The sequence below is a fragment of the Alloyangia mangrovi genome (assembly GCF_002300555.2).
GTDB lineage: Bacteria > Pseudomonadota > Alphaproteobacteria > Rhodobacterales > Rhodobacteraceae > Salipiger > Salipiger mangrovi.
The window spans coordinates 18060-36104 of the sequence record NZ_NTHN02000009.1 but is presented as its reverse complement, the minus strand read 5'-3'; the positions used below and the strand labels follow the sequence as shown (position 1 = coordinate 36104).

19 protein-coding genes are annotated in these 18045 nt (G+C 66.9%); 11 read left to right on the top strand and 8 right to left on the bottom strand.

What is annotated here, in order from left to right; all coding sequences use genetic code 11:
* Positions 1-52 precede the first annotated feature (52 nt).
* From CLG85_RS06960 to CLG85_RS06930, 7 genes are read left to right on the top strand one after another with little or no spacing between them, the layout of a single operon-like run.
* Positions 53-577 (top strand): TRAP transporter small permease subunit, encoded by a 525-nt coding sequence (locus CLG85_RS06960; protein ID WP_095881688.1) that lies wholly within the window; start codon positions 53-55, stop codon positions 575-577.
* Positions 574-1884 (top strand): TRAP transporter large permease, encoded by a 1311-nt coding sequence (locus CLG85_RS06955; RefSeq protein WP_260348627.1) that lies wholly within the window; start codon positions 574-576, stop codon positions 1882-1884. The genes CLG85_RS06960 and CLG85_RS06955 overlap by 4 nt, the downstream gene beginning before the upstream one ends.
* Positions 1881-2537, top strand: coding sequence for a glutathione S-transferase N-terminal domain-containing protein (locus CLG85_RS06950; RefSeq protein WP_260348626.1), 657 nt, complete (start codon positions 1881-1883; stop codon positions 2535-2537). Before CLG85_RS06955 ends, CLG85_RS06950 begins: the two co-directional genes overlap by 4 nt.
* The gene (locus CLG85_RS06945; protein ID WP_095884317.1) at positions 2534-3097 is read left to right on the top strand and encodes a carboxymuconolactone decarboxylase family protein; all 564 of its coding nucleotides are present in this window, start codon (positions 2534-2536) and stop codon (positions 3095-3097) included. The genes CLG85_RS06950 and CLG85_RS06945 overlap by 4 nt, the downstream gene beginning before the upstream one ends.
* Positions 3094-3972 (top strand): amidohydrolase family protein, encoded by an 879-nt coding sequence (locus CLG85_RS06940; protein ID WP_095884318.1) that lies wholly within the window; start codon positions 3094-3096, stop codon positions 3970-3972. Before CLG85_RS06945 ends, CLG85_RS06940 begins: the two co-directional genes overlap by 4 nt.
* Entirely contained in the window at positions 3969-4769 is an 801-nt protein-coding gene (locus CLG85_RS06935) for an SDR family NAD(P)-dependent oxidoreductase (protein ID WP_095884319.1), read from the top strand. The genes CLG85_RS06940 and CLG85_RS06935 overlap by 4 nt, the downstream gene beginning before the upstream one ends.
* Positions 4769-5908, top strand: a complete 1140-nt coding sequence (locus tag CLG85_RS06930) for a CaiB/BaiF CoA transferase family protein (protein WP_095884320.1) — start codon at positions 4769-4771, stop codon at positions 5906-5908. Before CLG85_RS06935 ends, CLG85_RS06930 begins: the two co-directional genes overlap by 1 nt.
* A 19-nt stretch (positions 5909-5927) precedes the next feature.
* Here CLG85_RS06930 and CLG85_RS06925 read toward each other — a convergent pair whose 3' ends face one another.
* The 8 genes from CLG85_RS06925 to CLG85_RS06890 form a co-directional block, all read right to left on the bottom strand.
* The gene (locus CLG85_RS06925) at positions 5928-7094 is read right to left on the bottom strand and encodes a hypothetical protein (RefSeq protein ID WP_260348625.1); all 1167 of its coding nucleotides are present in this window, start codon (positions 7092-7094) and stop codon (positions 5928-5930) included.
* A gap of 300 nt (positions 7095-7394) precedes the next feature.
* Entirely contained in the window at positions 7395-9011 is a 1617-nt protein-coding gene (locus CLG85_RS06920) for a GMC oxidoreductase (protein WP_260348624.1), read from the bottom strand.
* On the bottom strand, positions 9008-9493 hold the full coding sequence (locus CLG85_RS06915) for a hypothetical protein (RefSeq protein WP_224845313.1): 486 nt from the start codon (positions 9491-9493) through the stop codon (positions 9008-9010). Before CLG85_RS06915 ends, CLG85_RS06920 begins: the two co-directional genes overlap by 4 nt.
* Positions 9490-10182 carry a phytochelatin synthase family protein gene (locus tag CLG85_RS06910; RefSeq protein ID WP_095883620.1) on the bottom strand — a complete coding sequence of 231 codons (693 nt, stop codon included), beginning with the start codon at positions 10180-10182 and terminating at the stop codon, positions 9490-9492. The genes CLG85_RS06915 and CLG85_RS06910 overlap by 4 nt, the downstream gene beginning before the upstream one ends.
* Positions 10164-10472, bottom strand: coding sequence for a c-type cytochrome (locus CLG85_RS06905; protein ID WP_095883621.1), 309 nt, complete (start codon positions 10470-10472; stop codon positions 10164-10166). The genes CLG85_RS06910 and CLG85_RS06905 overlap by 19 nt, the downstream gene beginning before the upstream one ends.
* Positions 10453-11964, bottom strand: coding sequence for a multicopper oxidase family protein (locus CLG85_RS06900; protein WP_235865479.1), 1512 nt, complete (start codon positions 11962-11964; stop codon positions 10453-10455). Before CLG85_RS06900 ends, CLG85_RS06905 begins: the two co-directional genes overlap by 20 nt.
* Before the next feature lie 265 nt (positions 11965-12229).
* Positions 12230-12889, bottom strand: coding sequence for an alpha/beta hydrolase (locus CLG85_RS06895; protein WP_095883622.1), 660 nt, complete (start codon positions 12887-12889; stop codon positions 12230-12232).
* Positions 12890-13024: 135 nt separating this feature from the next.
* The gene (locus tag CLG85_RS06890) at positions 13025-13180 is read right to left on the bottom strand and encodes a hypothetical protein (RefSeq protein WP_176476681.1); all 156 of its coding nucleotides are present in this window, start codon (positions 13178-13180) and stop codon (positions 13025-13027) included.
* Between the two features lie 570 nt (positions 13181-13750).
* Between CLG85_RS06890 and CLG85_RS06885 the strand changes: the two genes are divergently transcribed.
* From CLG85_RS06885 to CLG85_RS06870, 4 genes are all read left to right on the top strand, one after another.
* The gene (locus CLG85_RS06885; protein ID WP_095883623.1) at positions 13751-14809 is read left to right on the top strand and encodes a DUF1214 domain-containing protein; all 1059 of its coding nucleotides are present in this window, start codon (positions 13751-13753) and stop codon (positions 14807-14809) included.
* Positions 14810-14894: 85 nt separating this feature from the next.
* Positions 14895-15650 (top strand): hypothetical protein, encoded by a 756-nt coding sequence (locus tag CLG85_RS06880; protein ID WP_095883624.1) that lies wholly within the window; start codon positions 14895-14897, stop codon positions 15648-15650.
* 57 nt (positions 15651-15707) lie between these two features.
* Positions 15708-15983 carry a hypothetical protein gene (locus CLG85_RS06875; RefSeq protein WP_095883625.1) on the top strand — a complete coding sequence of 92 codons (276 nt, stop codon included), beginning with the start codon at positions 15708-15710 and terminating at the stop codon, positions 15981-15983.
* 134 nt (positions 15984-16117) lie between these two features.
* Complete coding sequence (locus CLG85_RS06870) at positions 16118-18040, top strand: DUF3604 domain-containing protein (RefSeq protein WP_095883626.1); 1923 nt, start codon at positions 16118-16120, stop codon at positions 18038-18040.
* Positions 18041-18045: the final 5 nt, after the last annotated feature.

Below are 18045 nucleotides of genomic sequence, written 5' to 3'. Positions count from 1 at the left end.
GCGCCAAAGCCTATCCCCGGCGCGGGACTTTCCCCTCGCGAGAGTCCCAAAGATGCAAACGCTAGAAACCCTGCGCCGTCGCTACGGCGCATTCCTGTCGCTATGCGGCACGGTCGCCGGTGTGCTGATCTTCGCGGTCATGCTGCTGGTCGTGGCCAACGTGGTGATGCGCTACGCCTTCAACCAACCGGTTGCCGGCACGCTGGAGCTGACCGAAAGCGCGCTGCCGCTGATCATCTTCCTATCGCTGGCAATGACCCAGATGCATGGCGGCCACATCAAGGTGGTGCTGCTGACCCAGCGCCTGCCGGTGGGCCTCGCGCGCGCCGCCAAGGTGCTGGCGATGCTGGCGGGCTGCGTGCTCTTTGCCTGGGCCGCCTATGCGGGCTGGGTGATGGCGGCCAAGAGCTTCGCCATCGGCGAGCTCGAACGCGGCGCGATCCGTTTCCCGATCTGGCCGATCAAATTCGCGATCTGCTTCGGCCTCGCGCTGCTGGCGATCCAGTACCTGCTCGACGGGATCTGGGTGGCGCTCGGCGGAACTCTCGACGACGACTCTGATGAGGTGATGGAATGAGCTCGCTCCTGATTGGCGGGATTGGCGTGGCCGCGCTGTTCGGCGGCATCCTGCTGGGCATCAACGTGATGGTGGTGCTGGGCCTCGTGGGCGCCTTCGGCCTTGCCTCGCTCGTCGGCTTCAAGGCCGCGACGGCGATCCTTGGCACCGTCTTCTTCGACACCACCCACAGCTTCCATTTCTCGGTCATCCCGCTGTTCCTGCTCATGGGCTTCTTCGCCATGCGCGCGGGCCTCGGCGAGGACCTCTTCGAGGCCACCACCAAGTGGCTCGGCAACCTGCGCGGGGGCCTCGCGATCTCGACCACGCTCGGCGCGGCGGCCTTCGGCGCGGCTTCGGGCTCCTCGGTGGGCACGGCGACCGTCTTCACCAAGCTGGCGCTGCCGCAGATGCTCGACCGGGGCTACGACAAGAGCCTCGCCTCGGCTTCGATCGCCATCGCCGGTACATTGGCGGTGATGATCCCGCCCTCGGCGCTGGTGGTGGTCTACGGCATCCTCACCGACAGTTCGATCGGCGCGCTGCTGATCGCGGGCTTCATCCCCGGCATAGTCTTCGCGTTGGTGCTCTGCCTTGCCATCTGGCTGACCGTGCTGCGCAACCCGGCGCTGGCACCGCAGGAAAACTACAGCTTCACCCTGCGCGAGAAGATCGCCTCGCTGAAGCTGGCCGGGCCGCTGGTGCTGATCATCCTGCTCATCGTCGTGGGTCTCTACGTCGGCATCTTCACCCCGACCGAGGCGGGCGGCATCGGTGCCTTTGCCACCTTCCTGATGGCGATCGTCCGCCACCGTGGCTTCAAGGGCGTCGAGCTGCGCAAGACCCTGCTCGAGACCATCCAGACCACGGCGATGATCTTCGGCATCCTGATCTGCGCGCTGGTCTTCTCGAAGTTCCTGGCCCTCTCGGGTGTGGCGAACGCGGTAGGCGGTTACCTGACCGGGCTCGACGTGAACCGCTGGGTGATCGTGCTGCTGGTCTCGCTGATCTATCTCGCGCTCGGCATGATGATGGACGCACCTGCGCTGCTGGCCATCACCCTGCCAATCACCCACCCGGTGATGATGAACCTCGGCTTCGATCCGATCTGGTTCGGCATCTTCGTGGTGCTGCTGGTCGAGATCGGCGCGGTGACTCCGCCGGTGGGGATCAACTGCTTCGTGGTGCAATCGGCCTCGAACGGGCGGGTTTCGCTGGAACAGGTGTTCAAGGGGCTGCTGCCCTTCGTGCTGGCGGGCTTCGCGATGCTGATCCTGCTGTGCCTTGTCCCGCAGATCGCCCTCTTCCTGCCGGAGACGATGCTATGAGCATGACCCTCGACAAACCCCTCGCGCTTCGTGGCGCGGGGGACAGCGGCCGCGCCATCCTGCGCACGACGCTGACCTCCCCCTACGGGCGCAAGGTGCGCATGGCGGCGCAGGTGCTGGGCCTCTCGGACCGGATCGAACTGATCGCCGCCGACACCCGCGACCCTGCGGACGATCTGCGCCTGCAGAACCCGCTCGGCAAGATGCCCTGCCTGATGACCGACGGCGAGACGCTCTACGACAGCCGGGTGATCCTCGAATTCCTCGACAGCCTCGCCGAGGGGCAGGGCATTATCCCGCGCGAAGGTCGCGAACGCTTTCACTGCCTGACGCAGTCCTGCCTCGCCGACGGGGTGACCGATGCCGCACTGCTCATGGTCTACGAGGGGCGCTTCCGCAGCGCCGAGAAGATCTCGGAGGAGTGGCTGGCGCACCAGCGCGGCAAGGTCGAGCGGGGCCTCACGGCGCTCGCGGCCCTGCCGCCGGATCCGACCCGCACCGATGCGGCGGGTATTTCGCTGGCCTGCGCGCTTGGCTACCTCGACTGGCGCGCGCCCGTTACCTGGCGCGACCGGTGGCCGGATCTCGTGACCTGGCTCGAGCGCTTCGCCGCCGCCGAACCCGCCTTCACGGCCACGGAGGCCCCGAAATGACCGACTGGCCCAAGCAGCGCCTCGCCGCGCCGGACCCCGAGACCTACAACGACCGCCAGCGCGAGATCCACGAGGCCATCGCCTCGGGCCCGCGCGGCGGGGTGCGCGGTCCGCTGGCCGTCTGGCTGCACCGCCCGGAACTTGCTGCCAAGGCGCAGGAACTCGGCCGCTACTGCCGCTATGACAGCTCCCTCGAGCCGCGGCTGAGCGAGCTGGCGATCCTGACCATGGCCCGCCACTGGAGCGCCGAATACGAATGGTTCGCGCATAAGCCGCCGGCGCTGAAGGCCGGCCTCTCGCCGGAACTGGTCGAAGCCCTGCGCACCGGCGCCGAGCCGCCCTACGCCGATGCCGAAGAGCGGGTGACCCACCGCGTTGCCGTCTCGGTGCTGACCACCAACGCCGTGCCCGATGCGCTCTACGCCGAGGCGGTGTCGGTGCTCGGCACCCAGCGGCTCGTCGATCTGGTCGGGGTCATCGGCTACTACACGCTGATCTCCGCCACGCTCAACGTGTTCCGCATCTCCCCTCCGCAGGACGCGCCGAAGGAGCTGACATGAACGACGCCCCCATCACCTGGAACCCGGACCGCAGCGCTCCCACGCTGTCCCTGCCCAAGGGTGCCACCGACTGCCACGTGCACGTCTTTGGCCCGACCTCCCGCTTCCCCTACGCGCTCGAGAGCGGCTTCAAGCCCGGCGACGCGCCCAAGGAAGAGCTTTTCGCGCTTCACGACATGCTGGGGATCGACCGCTGCGTGATCGTCCAGTCCGGCTGCCACGGCCACGACAACTCGGTGGTCGCCGACGCAATCGCCGCGCGGCCGGGCCGCTACCTCGGCATCGCGCTGGCCTCGCCCGAGATCCCGGACGCGCAGATCACCGAATTGCACGCCCAGGGCTTCCGCGGCGTGCGCTTCAACTACATGTCGCATCTTGCGCCCGGCGCCACCCACGACCAGCTGCGTGCGCTTGCCCCCCGGCTCGCGGAGCACGGCTGGCAGCTGCTGATCCACATGGAGGCGAAGCTGATCGCCGAACTCGCCCCGGTGCTGGCCGAGCTGCCGTGCCCGGTGGTGATCGACCACATGGGCCGGATCGACGCCAGCCTCGGCATGGATCAGGCGGCGTTCCAGGAGCTTATCCGGCTGGGCGAAAAAGAGCACATCTGGCTCAAGGTCTCGGGCTCCGAGCGCTGCTCGGTCGAGGAGCCGCCCTATGCCGATGCGACGCCCTTTGCCGCCAAGCTGGTGGACCTCTACCCCGAGCGCACCATCTGGGGCACGGACTGGCCGCATCCCAACTTCCGCGCCGCGCCGCCGGATGACGGAATTCTGGTCGACACGCTGAAGGTTATCGCCCCGACCCAGGACGCGCTCCAGCGCCTGCTCGTGGACAACCCCGCCAAACTCTACGATTTCGGAGACCTCGCATGACCGGACGGCTCGAAGGCAAGGTTGCCATCATCACAGGCGCGGGTTGCGTCGGTCCGGGCTGGGGCAATGGTCGCGCCGCCTGCGTCCGCTTCGCCGAGGAAGGCGCGAAAATCTTCGCCGTCGACCTGCGCGCCGACACGATGGAAGAGACCCTGACCCGTACCCGCGACGCGGGCGGCGAGGTGGAACCCCACCTCTGCGACGTGACCGACCGCGCCAGCGTCGAGGCGATGGTGGCGGCCTGTATCGCCCGCTTCGGCAAGGTCGACATCCTGGTCAACAACGTCGGCGGCTCGTTCAAGGGTGGTGCGGCGCAGCTCTCCGAGGAAGACTGGGACCGGCAGATGGACTTCAACCTGAAGTCCGTCTTCCTGACCTGCAAGTCGGTGCTGCCCCAAATGGAGTCGCAGGGTTCGGGCGCGATCATCAACACCTCCTCGACCTCGGGCACCCGCTGGACCGGCGCGGCGCAAGTCGCCTACGCCTCGTCGAAGGCTGCGGTGATCCAGTTCGGCAAGGTCACGGCGGTGGAATACGCGGCCAGGGGCGTGCGCGTGAACACCGTCGTTCCGGGGCAGTTGCACACGCCGATGGTCGAAGCACGGCTGGCGGGCCAGCGCGCTGGCGGTGACGTCGATGCACTTCTGGCGCAGCGGCTGGCGCGCATCCCCATGGGCTGGATGGGCGACGGGCGCGACACTGCGAACGCCGCGCTCTTTCTCGCCTCCGACGAGGCGCGCTTCATCACCGGCACCGAAATCGTCGTCGACGGCGGCATGTCGGTGCGCTGCGACTGATGGGCGGCGCGCTCGAACGCCTGCGGGTGATCGACACCACTCATGTGCTGGCGGGGCCTTTCGCGGCCTACCAGCTCGGGGTTCTGGGCGCGGATGTCATCAAGATCGAGGATCCGAACGATCCCGACCAGGCCCGGATGCAGGGCAGTGACCCGGCGCTGACCGATGCCGAGATGGGCACCGCCTTTCTCGCGCAGGGGTCGAACAAGCGCTGCATGGCGCTCGATCTCAAGACCGAGGACGGGCGCGAGGCGCTGCTGGCTCTGGTGGACGGGGCCGATGTCTTCGTCGAAAACTACCGCCCCGGCGCCTTCGAGGCGCTGGGGCTTGGATACGAGGCGCTTTTCGCGCGCAACCCGGGGCTGGTCTACTGCTCGATCTCGGCCTTCGGCGCCACCGGACCGCGGCGCGAGCAGACCGGGTACGACAACGTCATCCAGGCGTTTTGCGGCATGATGGCGATGACCGGCACCGAGGCGAGCGGCCCGCTCAAATGCGGCGCGCCGGTGATCGACTATGCGACCGGCACCACCGCCGCCTTTGCCATCACCGCCGCGCTCCTGCAGCGGACGCGAACCGGACGCGGCCAGCACGTCGATGTGTCGATGCTCGACGTGGCACTGATGCTGATGAGCGCGCCGCTGACGGGCTACCTCTGGAACGGGGCGCATCCGCAAGCGCAGGGCAATGATTTCTTCTTCGCCACGCTGGGCTGCTACGACACCGCCGACGAACCGTTGATGATCGCCGCCTCGAACCTTTCCCAGCAGGAGCGGCTGTGGCGCCTGCTCGGGCGTCCCGAGAGGATCCAGCAGGAGAACAACGCGCGTCTGGCCGCCCATGCCGAGGAGAAGGCGCTTCTGGCGCAGATCTTCGCCACCCGTCCCGCGGCGGAATGGGAAGAGATCCTGCTGGCCGAGCGCATTCCCGCGGCGCGGGTCAGGCGGCTGGAGGAGGCCATGGCGGATCCCCAGATCGCCGCGCGGGGCGTTCTTGGCAGGCACGAAGGCTGGGGGCCGGACGGGCGCGGGCTCACGGTGCCGGTCGCCGGGTTCAGTCTCTCCGAAAGCCCAGCCCGCGTCCGCACGCCGCCGGAGCCCGTCGGAGGGCAATTGGCACTCGCGCGCTGGCGGCCCTAGCGCAATCAGGTCCTTCGGCTCAGCTCCTCACGCCCCTCGCGGGCTCGGGGTCTCCGGCGATGCCGGCGCTGGCCATTGCGGCCGGGCCGCGGGAAGTCAGCAGCAGGGGGAGCATCGCGGCGAAGGCAAGCGCGGCCTGCAGCCCGAAGATCATCGTATAGGGCGGCAGGGTGCTTCGGTCCGAGAGGGTGACGAGCTGGCTCAGCAGCTCGAAGCCCTCGAGGCCGATCTCGGTGCCGACGATGATCACGAAGGCGAGAAAGAGCTGGGCGGCGCTCTTGGGGCCCGCGATCCGGCCCACGGCGAAGATTGTGGCGGTGGTCGCCATTCCGCTGCCGAAGCCGGTGAACAGGCGCGAGCCGACAAAGATGGCATTATCGGGGATCGGGTAGAAATTCAGCACCAGCAGGCCCGGGTAGGCCAGATAGGACAGCAGCCCCAGCGCGGCGATGCTGATGCCGCAGGTGATGAGTGTGCCGTGCAGGTTCCAGCGGGCGAGGGCGGCGGCGGTTCCGGTCGCGGCGATCACCTGCGCGAGGGCCGCCAGCGTGGCGCGGTCGTCGATCAGAGTGGTCGAGCAGGCGTGGCGAATGAGATAAGCGGTGTCGAAGAAGCCCGTGGTCGCGACGTTCAGCAGGAAAAGCGCCGCGAATAGGCCGGCGATCCGGCGGCGGGTGCCGGCGTCGGTCGCGGCGCTGCGCGGCTCGGCGCGCCAGCTCCGCTGCAGGTACCAGAGGCTGGCGGCGAAGAGGCTCGCGAGCGGCAGCACGAGCGGCGAGCGGATGGTCTCGAGCGAGGTGAGGAAGGTGAGCCCCTCGAAGAGGATCAGCGCCAGCAGCGCGGCCAGCATGAGCCGGCCCGACATCAGCGCGGGGCCTTGCTCGCTGGCGGCTTCCCCGGCCGCCTCCGGCGCGCGTGTCCGCAGGAGCAGGATGGCACCGATCAGCAGCAGCACGACCACGGCGAAGCCGGCAAAGAAGGTGTCGAGCCCGTGGCGCGGGGCGATGACCCGGACAAGCTGCGGAGTGACCAGGAAGGCGAGCGGCATGGCCACGGACCAGACGCCGGTCAGCAATTTGTTCCAGCGCGGCCCGCCGAGCCCGGCCCAGGCCTGCGAGATCGGCGCCAGCGTGGCGAGCGCGAAGCCGACCATCGGGAAGAGCAGCACCACCAGCGTCACGCGCATGTCCACCGGCGGGGCAAAACGGAAGAGTGCCGCCAGCCCCAGCGCCGCCCCCCCCGGCCAGCAAGCACATCCACACGGCAAGCCGCCGTGCCGGGATGCGCCGCATCAACCAGGGCGCCATCAGCAGCGAGACCAGCACCGCGCCCATGAGCAGCTCCATGATTGCCGCCGTCGCCTCGACGGTGATCGACAGGAAGCTGGCGAAACTGCCCTCCGAGACGAACACCGTGGACGCGATGACCGAGCGCAGCCCGTTGCCGAGCAGCACCAGCGGGATCAGCAGGAGAAGACCGAGACCGTTCATGCGCCGAGGTGCCCGGCGAGTCGGATCGCCATGGCGGCGATGGTGAGCGAGGGGGCGTTGACCGGGCAGCTCACGTGGGTGCTGGCTCCAAGGATGTAGAGGTTGTCGTGCTGGTGGCTGCGCAGGTCGGGGCGGACCACGGAATGATCCGGGTCGGTGCCCATGCGGGTGGTGCCGCCGATGATCGCGTTCGAGAGGTACGGATCGTCGGTCTGCACCTCGGGTGCGCCCATGCGGGTCAGCACTTCGCGCGAGACCTCGGTCGCCACCTTGATCCCGGCATTGGTGTAGTCGTCGACGGTGAAGGCGATGCGCGGCTTGGGGATCCCGGCACTGTCCAGCTGGTCCGACAGGGTGATGCGGTTGTCGGGGCTGCCCAGCGTCTCGGCCGAGGAATTGAGCCGCACGTGCCGCGCGATGCGGCTGTCGAGCGCCTTGACCAGCGCCGCGCCGCGCAGGCCCTTGGCGATCAGCTCCTTCGAGAGCTTGGTGGCATCGGCGTTGCCGCTCCAGCCGTTGTTCATGAAGGAGGTGCCGAAGGGCGCGTAGTCCTTGCGGAAGGCTCCGTCGCGGTACTCGGTGATGCCCGAGGTCTGCTGTGGTCCGCGATAGGGGAAGACCGGATCGCGCACCTCGCCCCAGACGTCGATATTCCACTGCGAGAGCAGGTAGCGCCCGACCTGGTCGTTGCCGTTGGCGACGCCATTGGGGGCGGTCTCCTGTTTCGAGTTGAGCAACAGCCGGGGTGTCTCGATGGCGTGGCAGGCGAGCACATAGGTGTTGGCGGAGACGCTCTGCATGGTGCCGTCGGGGCGGCGGATGGTGAGCCCGCTGATCTTGCCATCGGCGCCCACCGCGACATGGGTCACCAGAGCCTGCAGCTCGATCCGTGCACCGGCGGCGACAGCCTTGTCCATGTCGACCGAGGCGTCGTATTTCGCCCCGATCGGGCAGATCGGCACGCAGGTGTTGTTGCCGCAGCAGGGCGGGCGGCCGTCGTGGACCACCGAGTTGCGCGCATGGCTGAAAATCGCGGCGTTCAGCCCCATGGCGCCGAGCGCCTGCGCCTGTATCTGCTTGTCCATGAAGGAGGCAGGGATCGGCGGCATCGGATAGGGATCCTCCGCCGCGCGCGGTGCGCCCCAGGTGTGCGCCGGATCGCCGGCGACGCCCCAGCGCGCCTCGGCCTGCCGGTAGTAGGGCAGCAACTCGTCATAGTTGATCGGCCAGTCGGCACCGCGCCCGTAGAGTGTGGCGGTCTTGAAGTCCTCGGGGCGCAGCCGGTCGGCGAAGCCGGTCCAATGCCAGCTGGTGCCACCGTAGATGCGCAGGTAGGCGCCGACGAAACGCGCGGGCCCGGCCTGGTCGTAGAAGCTGTCGTAATCGGTGTCGGTCGGATGCGGCGCGAAATCCTGGCTGGGATAGGGCGCCTGCGGTCCCTTCACCGGGTTCTCGTAGAAATCGGCAAGGTACTCGCCGCGGGTCTTGCGGCCCCCGGCCTCGAGCACCAGAACGTCGCGCCCGGCCTCGGCGAGGCTGCGTGACAGATGCGCGCCGCCCATGCCCGAGCCGACGATGACGATGTCGGCGGTGAGATCAGCCGGACCGGTCACGCCGCGCTCCATTCATCTTGCCAGTAGCCGAACTCGGGCCCGGCGCAGAGCCCCGGCGCCTTGCCGAAGCTGAGCGACTTCCAGCCGAGCGCGTGGGGGTAGTTGATCATCCGCGCACCCTCGTCCTCGGGATCGGCAGTGCCGGTGAAGAGCGCCTCGGTCAGCCATTGCAGCTGTGCCTCGCGGACGCTGTCCTCCTGCGGCTCAAGCAGCGGCGCGACGCCGGCCTGCGCGGCATGGGCTGAAAGCACGTCCGCCGCCGACGAGCCGAACTTCGCCTCGAAGAGTGCGGTCACGCTCTCGAGGAGCTGCGGCGCGACCTCGACCGGCCCGGCCAGCGCGTAGAGGATTGAGCGGAACATGGTCCGGTCCCGTGCGCCGTTGAGCGAGGCTGCCAGCGCGCCGCCGGGCAGGGACGCCAGCGCCAACAGGCTCGCACCGCCGCACAGCACGGCGCGGCGGGTCTGCGGGGCGGGGGTCATGGTACCGATACCACGACGAAGCCGCGCGAGCGGTTCGAGCCGCTGTCGACCATCATCATGCCTGCGTGCAGCGTCTCCACCGAGACCCAGACCGGCGGGTACTTGTACTTCGCCACGTCGAGGATCAGCACGCTGTCCGTGGCCTCGTCATAGGCAGCAACCGGCGAGATGTGCCCGTCGCCGTCCTGCGGCAGCGCCTTGCGCGAGTAATTGGCGATGAAGCGGGCGTTGCGGTCCGACAAGGTGGACTTCAGCGCATCGCGCAGCGCGTCGACCGAGGTCTCGTCGGCGAAATGGTGTTCCGCCTTCATCCCGAGGTTCTCGATGAAGGTGTCGAGCTCGTCCAGCGTCAGGCCTTCGTGCTCGACCATGGCATAGGGCTTCAGCTTCTGGTTGGCCTCGTTGAACAGCGTGTCCTGGGTGAACAGGGTCCACGGGTAGAGCCGGTCGGGCGAGGGTCGCGAGATGTCCAGCGAGTTCGCCACGGCTGCGACCGAGGCCGGGCCGCAGAACGTCAGGATCTGCTCGAACTCGAGATAGGAGGCGAGCGGGAAGTAATCGCGGTTCATCGAGGTCGCCAGCAGACGGTCCTCTCCCTCGGCGCTTGTCAGGTAGACGAGATCATCGGCCATCACCGGCCCGGCAAGCGTCAGCCCCAGCAGGGCAGCGATCAGTTTGCGGCGAACCATTTTGCGATCTCCTCGATGTCGCTGTCGGAAAGCTCTTTGGCGTAGACGCCCATGACGTCGGCCATGCCACCTTTGCGGTAGCCGGAGCGGTAGGATTTCAGCGCGCTCTGCAGGTAATCCTCGCGCTGCCCGGCAAGGATCGGCACGCCCGCGACCAGTGGGTTGCCATCGGCCGAGTGGCACGACACGCAGGACGAAACGCTGGCGGGCACGGCGGGGGCATCATCTGCCCAGGCTGCGCCGGGGGCGAGCAGCGCGAGCAGGGCAAGCTCAGGCCTGAATGGCGACATTGAACATCATTCCCAGGTCTTCATGTGGCAGGATGTGGCAGTGCATGACGAACCGCCCGTCGAAATCGGTGAAGCGCATCCGAAGGGTGACGGTCCCCGCCGCCGGAACCGCGATGGTGTCCTGCCATTGCGGATTGGCCAGCGGCTCGCCGTTGATCTTGATCACCTGCATCGGGTTGACGTGCACGTGGATCGGGTGCGGGAAGGGCGTGGTGTTCACCAGCTCCCATTCCTCGGCCTCGCCCAGCCTGGCAACGATGTCGTCGCGCTGCGGATCGAAGGGCTCGCCGTTGAGCGTGAACACCGTGTCCTTGAACATGCCCTGCACGTCGCTGACACCGAGCACGATCTGCCGGGTGCGGACGATCTCGGCATCGGTGATGTCGGTGAGCACCTTGTTCTTCGGCAGCGGCCCCTTGGGCAGCTCGGTGCCCATCTTCACCTCTGGCGCGATGCGGCTGGTGTTCGCGGGCAACACCACGACTTCGGCCATCGGCACCTCGTCGAGCGGTTGCTTGCCCTGGCTGAAAGCCGGACGGCGCAGCGTGTAGCTGCCCGGCTCCAGGGCCTTGACCATCAGGTTCATCCGGTTGCCGGGCGCAAGGAAGATCTCGTCCGTCTGCCGCGCCTCGGGGTAGGGGTTGCCGTCGAAGCCGATCTCGTAAAGCTCGAGCCCGTCCAGCGTCATCGGCAGGAACTGCTGGTCGCCGGCATTGAGCATCCGCCAGTGCTGGACCTCTCCGGCGCGCATGTAGATGCGCGGGCGGTACTGGCCGTTGACCAGCCAGAAGCGCTCGGCGTCCAGCGACCAGATCGTATCGTAGCTCTCGAGGTCCTCGGCCTTGGAATCGACCACCGGGCACTGGAAGACCAGCACCCGCTCGATCGCGGCGGCCACCTCGGGCACCTCGTCGAGCGTGCCGCCGACGATCATCATGCCGCCGCAGCCCGAGGCGACCTGCAGCGCCACCGAACCGTGCCGGTGCGGGTGGTACCAGTAGTTGCCCGCCGGGTGATCCTGAGGCAGGCGCACGATGTAGTTGAAGCTCTCGCCGGGGTGGATCTGCAGGTAGACGTTGTCGGAATTGCCCTTGGGGCTGACGTGGAAACCGTGGAAATGCAGGTTCGTCGTGCTGAACTCGTTGGGCGTGTTGAGCACCGCTGGGGAGGGATCGGCATTCGGCGGCATGTCGTTGTGGAGGGTGATCTCCATGTCGTCGCCGGGCAGGACGCGGAAGGTGGGGCCGGGGATTTCGCCCTCGTAGAGCCGCAGCCGGGCCGTGGCATAGGGCAGTTCGATTTCGGATTGCAGCATCCTGAGATCGAGCCGGAAGCGTCCGTCCGCGGAATGCACTTCGCGCGGGTTGGGCAGGTCGGCGGCCAGCCCGAGGGGCGATCTCGCCGGGATCTCGGTGGCGGGCCCATCCGCCAAGGCGCGGCTCATTCCGCCCGCCGCCAGGTAGGCCGCCCCTCCGATCGTTGCCGCGGACAAGAGCAATTTCCTGCGCGTTATATGTCTTGCGTGTTTGGCTATGGGATCGGGCTTGGCCTGCGGCATAGGTCAGAGTGTCCGGTCGTCAAGGGCTAGTTGGAGTGCCCTTCCTGCATACTACCTATGCGAGAATTTGATAGCTGATATGCAGGCACAGACTGGTTCCAGACTGGCAACAATCTTTGATTGCAACGAGGAGCGCGCCGCTCGCCCTACGGGAAAAAAACTCCTCGAGGCCCGCGGTGCCGCTCCGCGCGTAAGGGGGTCAGCGCCCCGAGCCGCCCGTGTCGAGATGCAGTCTGAGGGCAGTCACATCCGACTGCATCAGCGCGTGTCCCGCGCCGGGGTAGACCCGCTGGGAGACCTCGGCGCCGAGGGACTGGAACTCCGCCGCGCTTTGCGTGAAGCGGGCAAGCGGGATGTGCGGATCGCGTTCGTGCACGCTCATGTCCAGCTTGAGCCCATCGAGCCGCTGCGCATAGTCGAAGCGCTTGGGGGTGAAGCCGTAGAGTTCGTCGCGGGGTGGCGCCTCGGCATCGCCGGTGCCGATGAGCCCGGCAGACAGGCCGAAGACGGCAGACAGGCCGGCGCCCTCGCGCGCGGCGAACTCCAGCGCGAGGCAGCCGCCCTGGCTGAACCCGACAACGCTGATCGCGTTGCGCGCGAAGCCCTCGTCCTGCAAGGCGTCGACACATTGCCGGACCGCGGCGAGCCCGCGGTCGAGCCAGGGGGCCATTTCGGACATCGGGGCGAGGAAACTCGTCGGCCACCACGATCGGCCCGGGGCGTCCGGGGCCAGCAACGCGAGTTCGGGCAGGGCAAGCACCTCGCCAAGGCCGAGCATGTCGGCTGCCGAGCTGCCGCGCCCGTGCAGCAGAACGAGGGCCGAGCTCGCGCGGTCGGCGGGCGCACCGGCGCGCCTCATTGCGCGGGCTTTCGGGCGGGACGGACTCCGGGCATGGCTGCGTAGGGCATTTCTCAGCTCCAGTTCTCCGGGCGCGGCGGACGCGCGCCTCAGCCAAGGGGTAGCAGGGCGCGCGGCGTCGGTCGACAGTGTCATTCAGCCGGTGAGGATGGCGAGCCGACCATGGTCGAACCGCAGGGGCCCGGTCTTGGCGAGCGAGGGCGTACCGCCCGCGTAGACCTCGCCGGGACCGGCCCGCAGGTCGCCGGCAAGCAGGTAGAGCCGATCTGTGGCTGTCTGCGAGTCGCGCAAGTGATCTATGCGGTACTGAAGTCAATTTTGTGCAGCCAGGACGGGAATTCTGTATCGCCCCTGGCCCCTTTCATTTGTCCCGGCAGCAATGCGCGCGCGGTGACACAATTTGGGTGTCGCACGCAAATTGAGTACACATCCCCATGGAAACAAGAATTTTGCTTTTAAAACCATAAACTATTTCGAAACATATATCCCGCGATCATCTTCGGCTATCTCGAACGCCTGATCGCAGCCGGGAACATTGATCCAGATCAGTGTCCTTTCATAGATTTTCCCGCATGTATGCAGCGCCTCGGCCGTCAACATTCTCTATGGCCGGGCGACGTCTATTTGAGGCATCTCTTCTGTCCAATCCCGACCCGGGCCGACAAGCGCCCCGGGTCGCTGATCCGATTATCTCCGCTGCGCCGAGACCCGTACGGTGATCAGTTCAGCCTTTACAGCCTCGGCCTACCTTTTGCCGATGTCGAAGGCGCGCATTTTGCCATTCAACCAGTCGCAGAAGGATCAGGGCACGTCCGGCTCCCGACGGCATCGGCTTTTGCGGTAAACTGAAGGTCGAACAAGATGAGACACAATGCATTCGCAGCCTCGGTCGTGGCGTCGGCCCTGCTGGCCAGCGCCGGGGCAGGGTTTTCTCAATCCAAGCCCGGGTCGTTGCACGAGGTCCTCGCGGGCACAACGGTCGGGATCGACACGACGAATTTCGTCCGGGCCGCGACGAATATCGAATTCGAGAAATATCTCGCTCTCTCGGGCGGCGTGAACAAGCTGATGCACATCCGGGACGTCACCTCCATCGCGCAACAGCCCACCATCCGGATGAACCGGGACACGATCTACAGCATGGCGCTGGTCGACATCTCGAAGGGGGCCACGCTGACCCTGCCCGACGCGGGCACGCGCTACGTCTCGGCGATGGTGGTCAACCAGGATCACTATATCAACAAGGTGTTTCTCGGAGGCGGGATCCACACGCTCGACCAGGGCACCTTCGACACGCCTTTCGTGGTGATCGTGGTGCGCACGCTGGTCGATGCCTCGGACCCCGACGATCTTGCTGCCGCGAATGCGGTGCAGGATGCCATGACGCTTGAGGCGGGTTCGGCGACCCCCTTCATCGTGCCGAACTACGACCTGGAGGATTTCGAGGAGGTCAAGGAGGCCGCGCTGACCTTGTCGCGTTTTGTCCCCGACAGCGCCGACACCTTCGGCGCCAAAGATGAGGTTGCCCCGCTGCGGCATTTCCTCGGGACCGCCTACGGCTGGGGCGGGCTGCCCGAGAAAGAGGCCTTCTACCTCAACGTCGAGCCGGGCTTGCCTGTCGGAGCCTACAAGATCGAGGTTCCGGCGGATGTACCGGTCGACGCCTTCTGGTCGGTCAGCCTCTACAACGCGCAGGGCTTCTACGAGAAGAACCCGCTGGGAGCCTACAACATCAATTCGGTCTCGGGCGTGCGCAACGACGATGAAAGCATGACCGTGCATTTCGGCAAATGCGACGACGAGAGCCGGGTGAACTGCCTGCCGATCATGGAGGGCTGGAATTACGCCGTCCGGCTCTATCGTCCGCGCGCCGAGATCCTCGACGGCACTTGGCAATTTCCGGAGGTCGAGCCGGGCTGAGCGGGGCGCGGGGCCGAGCAAGCTGACGCACCCGGGTAGGGGAAAGTCCATTGGGACCGGGCCATCGCCCGGAAGGAGGTGCAAGATGAAATCCTTCAGACGCAACATGACCGCGATCGGCCTTGCGCTTGCCGCTGTCGCGACCACGACGGCGCCCGTCGCTGCGCAGGACTGGGAGGTCCGGATCACCCCCTATGTCTGGGCAGCCGGACTCGAAGGTGACCTCGGCACGCTTCCGGGGTTTCCCGCGCAGGCGGTCGATCTCTCGTTCGGCGATATTTGGGACGATCTCGACTATGGGCTCTTCCTGGCCGGCAGTGCCCGCAACGGGCCCTGGGTGATCTATTTCGACGGCTCGGTCGTGAAGACCGACACGACCGAGAAGGTGGGCGGCCCCTACGTGAGCAAGGTGAACATCACCAGCGACACCTCGACCCTTGCGATGGCCTTCGGCGGCACCGTCTCGCAGTCCTACGCCCATAATCTCGATCTCTACGGTGGCTTCCGCTACTGGCACCTCGAGAACAGCTACAGCGTCTACACCACCAGCGGACGCATCAAGCGCGATGCGGATGCCGACTGGACCGACCCGATCCTCGGCATGGCTGGGCGCTACGCGCTAAACGATCGCTGGCAGGCCTTCGGGGCTGCCGACATTGGCGGCTTCGGCGTGGGCTCCGACTTTGAGTGGTCGCTCCTGGCCGCGGTGAACTACGCCTTTTCCGAGAATTTCTCGCTCGCCATGGGCTGGCGGGTCCTGGACATCGACTACGACAAGGACGGCGTCGTCTACGACACCACCCAGTCCGGCCCGATCCTCGGGCTGACCTTCAAGTTCTGACATCCAGCGCGGCGCCGGGCGGTGGTCGTCCGGGGCCGACACTCAAGGGAGGATGATATGCGGTATCTCTTTCTGACCGGCGCGCTGATCGCGGGGGCCTGCCTCGGGGCCTGCACCGACAACCAGGCCATCAACGCGACCACCGGCGGGCTCGCCGGGGCGGCCATCGCGCATGAGGTGAGCGGCGGTAACAAGACCGCGGCGGCCCTTGGCGGCGCGGCCATCGGCACCGCCATCGGCGCCAATGTGCCCACTAGCTCCAGCGGCACCAAGCTCTGCAATTTCTACAATCCGCAGACCGGCGCCACCTACAAGGCGGAATGCCCGAGATAGCGGGCAGCGCTCAACCACTTCTTCCGCGCGGCGCGTCCAATGGCGCGCCCCTCCCTCTCGGCGCGGCGACATTCGCATCAACCCTTCCGGCACACGGGACGCGCCGGGGGGTCTGGAAACCGAAAGGGAGAGACATGAAACCCGTATCACTCTGGACAACGCTGCTGCTGACGGCCCTTCCGGTCGCCACATCGGCGCAATTCATCCCGTCGGAGGAGTCGCTCACCGGGCTCTACCACGGCAAGACCTACTCGCCCTATGCGCAGCGCTCCTTCCCCAGTCAGGTGTTCTGGGGCGACAGCCACCTGCACACGGCGCTCTCGGCCGATGCCGGGCTCTTCGGCAACACGCTGGGGCTCGAGCCCGCCTATCGCTTCACCCGCGGCGAGGAGGTGACCTCGGCGACCGGCCTGCCGGTGAAGCTGGGACGCCCGCTCGACTGGGTGGTCATCGCCGACCACTCGGACATGATGGGCTTTTCCACAGATCTCGCCGCGGGCGCACCCAACATCCTCGCGGTGCCCGAGGGCAAGGCGTGGTTCGAGGGCCTGCAGGCGGGCGGTCAGGACGCGGCGGATGCCGCACTCAACCTGATCACCAACTTCGCGCAGGCCACACTGCCCGAGCAGCTCCTGAAGGACTATGCGCCCGGCTCGAAGATCTACAACACCGTCTGGCAGGATGTCATCGACACCGCCGAGCGCTTTAACGATCCGGGCAACTTCACCGCCTTCATCGGCTACGAGTGGACGTCGCTCGACAAGGGCAACAACCTGCACCGCAACGTGATCTTCCGGGACGGGGGCGAGAAGGCCTCGCAGGTCGTGCCGATGGTCACCCAGCCGCCCTACGGCAGCACCGACCCGCTCGACCTCTACCAGTATCTCGAGGATTACGAGGCCAAGACCGGCGGCTCGGTGCTGGCCATCGCGCACAACGGCAACCTGTCGAACGGCATCATGTTCCCCTTCGAGCAGCAGTTCACCGGCAAGGCGATCGATGAGACCTACGTCGAGCAACGCGCCAAGTGGGAGCCGCTTTACGAGGCGACCCAGATCAAGGGCGATGGCGAGGCACACCCGCTGCTCAGCCCCGACGACAAGTTCGCCGACTACGAGACATGGGACGTCGGAAACCTCGACCTCAGCGAGGCCAAGACCGATGACATGCTCAAATACGAGTATGCGCGCTCGGCGCTGAAGATGGGGCTGCAGCTCGAGGACAAGTTCGGCACCAACCCCTACAAGTTCGGCATGGTCGGCTCGACCGACTCCCACACCTCGCTGCCGGCCATCGAGGAGGAGAACTTCTTCGGCAAGGCCGCCACCGCCGAGCCCTCGCCGACGCGCATGGAACATCCCTTCGCCAAGTCAGACAAGGGCACCTACGAGGGATACCAGCTTGTCGCCTCGGGCCTCGCCGCGGTCTGGGCCAAGGAGAACACCCGCGCGGCGCTCTTCGACGCGATGGAGCGCAAGGAAGTCTATGCCACCACCGGCCCGCGCATGATGGTGCGCTTCTTCGGCGGCTGGGACTATTCCGACGACGACCTGCGCTCGCGCCAGCCGGCCTTCATCGGCTACGAGAAGGGCGTGCCCATGGGTGGTGATCTAAGCGCCGTGCCCGAGGGCGCCACCGCTCCGAGCTTCATGGTCTACGCGCTGCGCGATCCGGTGGGCGCGAACCTCGACCGCATTCAGATCATCAAGGGCTGGATGGACACGGCGGGCGAGACCCACGAGAAGGTCTTCGACGTCGCCTGGTCCGAGGGGCGCGAGATGGAGGCGGACGGCACGCTGCCGGATGTCGGCAACACCGTCGATATCGCCGCCGCCACCTGGTACAACACCATCGGTGCCTCGGAACTGGCGACGATCTGGACCGACCCGGAGTTCGATCCGGCGCAAAAGGCCTTCTACTACGCCCGTGTGCTGGAGATCCCGACGCCGCGCTGGGTGGTCTACGACGCGCAGCGCTTCGGGGTGGAGATACCCGAAGGCGCCGAGACCATCGGACAGGAGCGCGCCTACACCTCGCCGATCTGGTACACCCCGTGATCTGA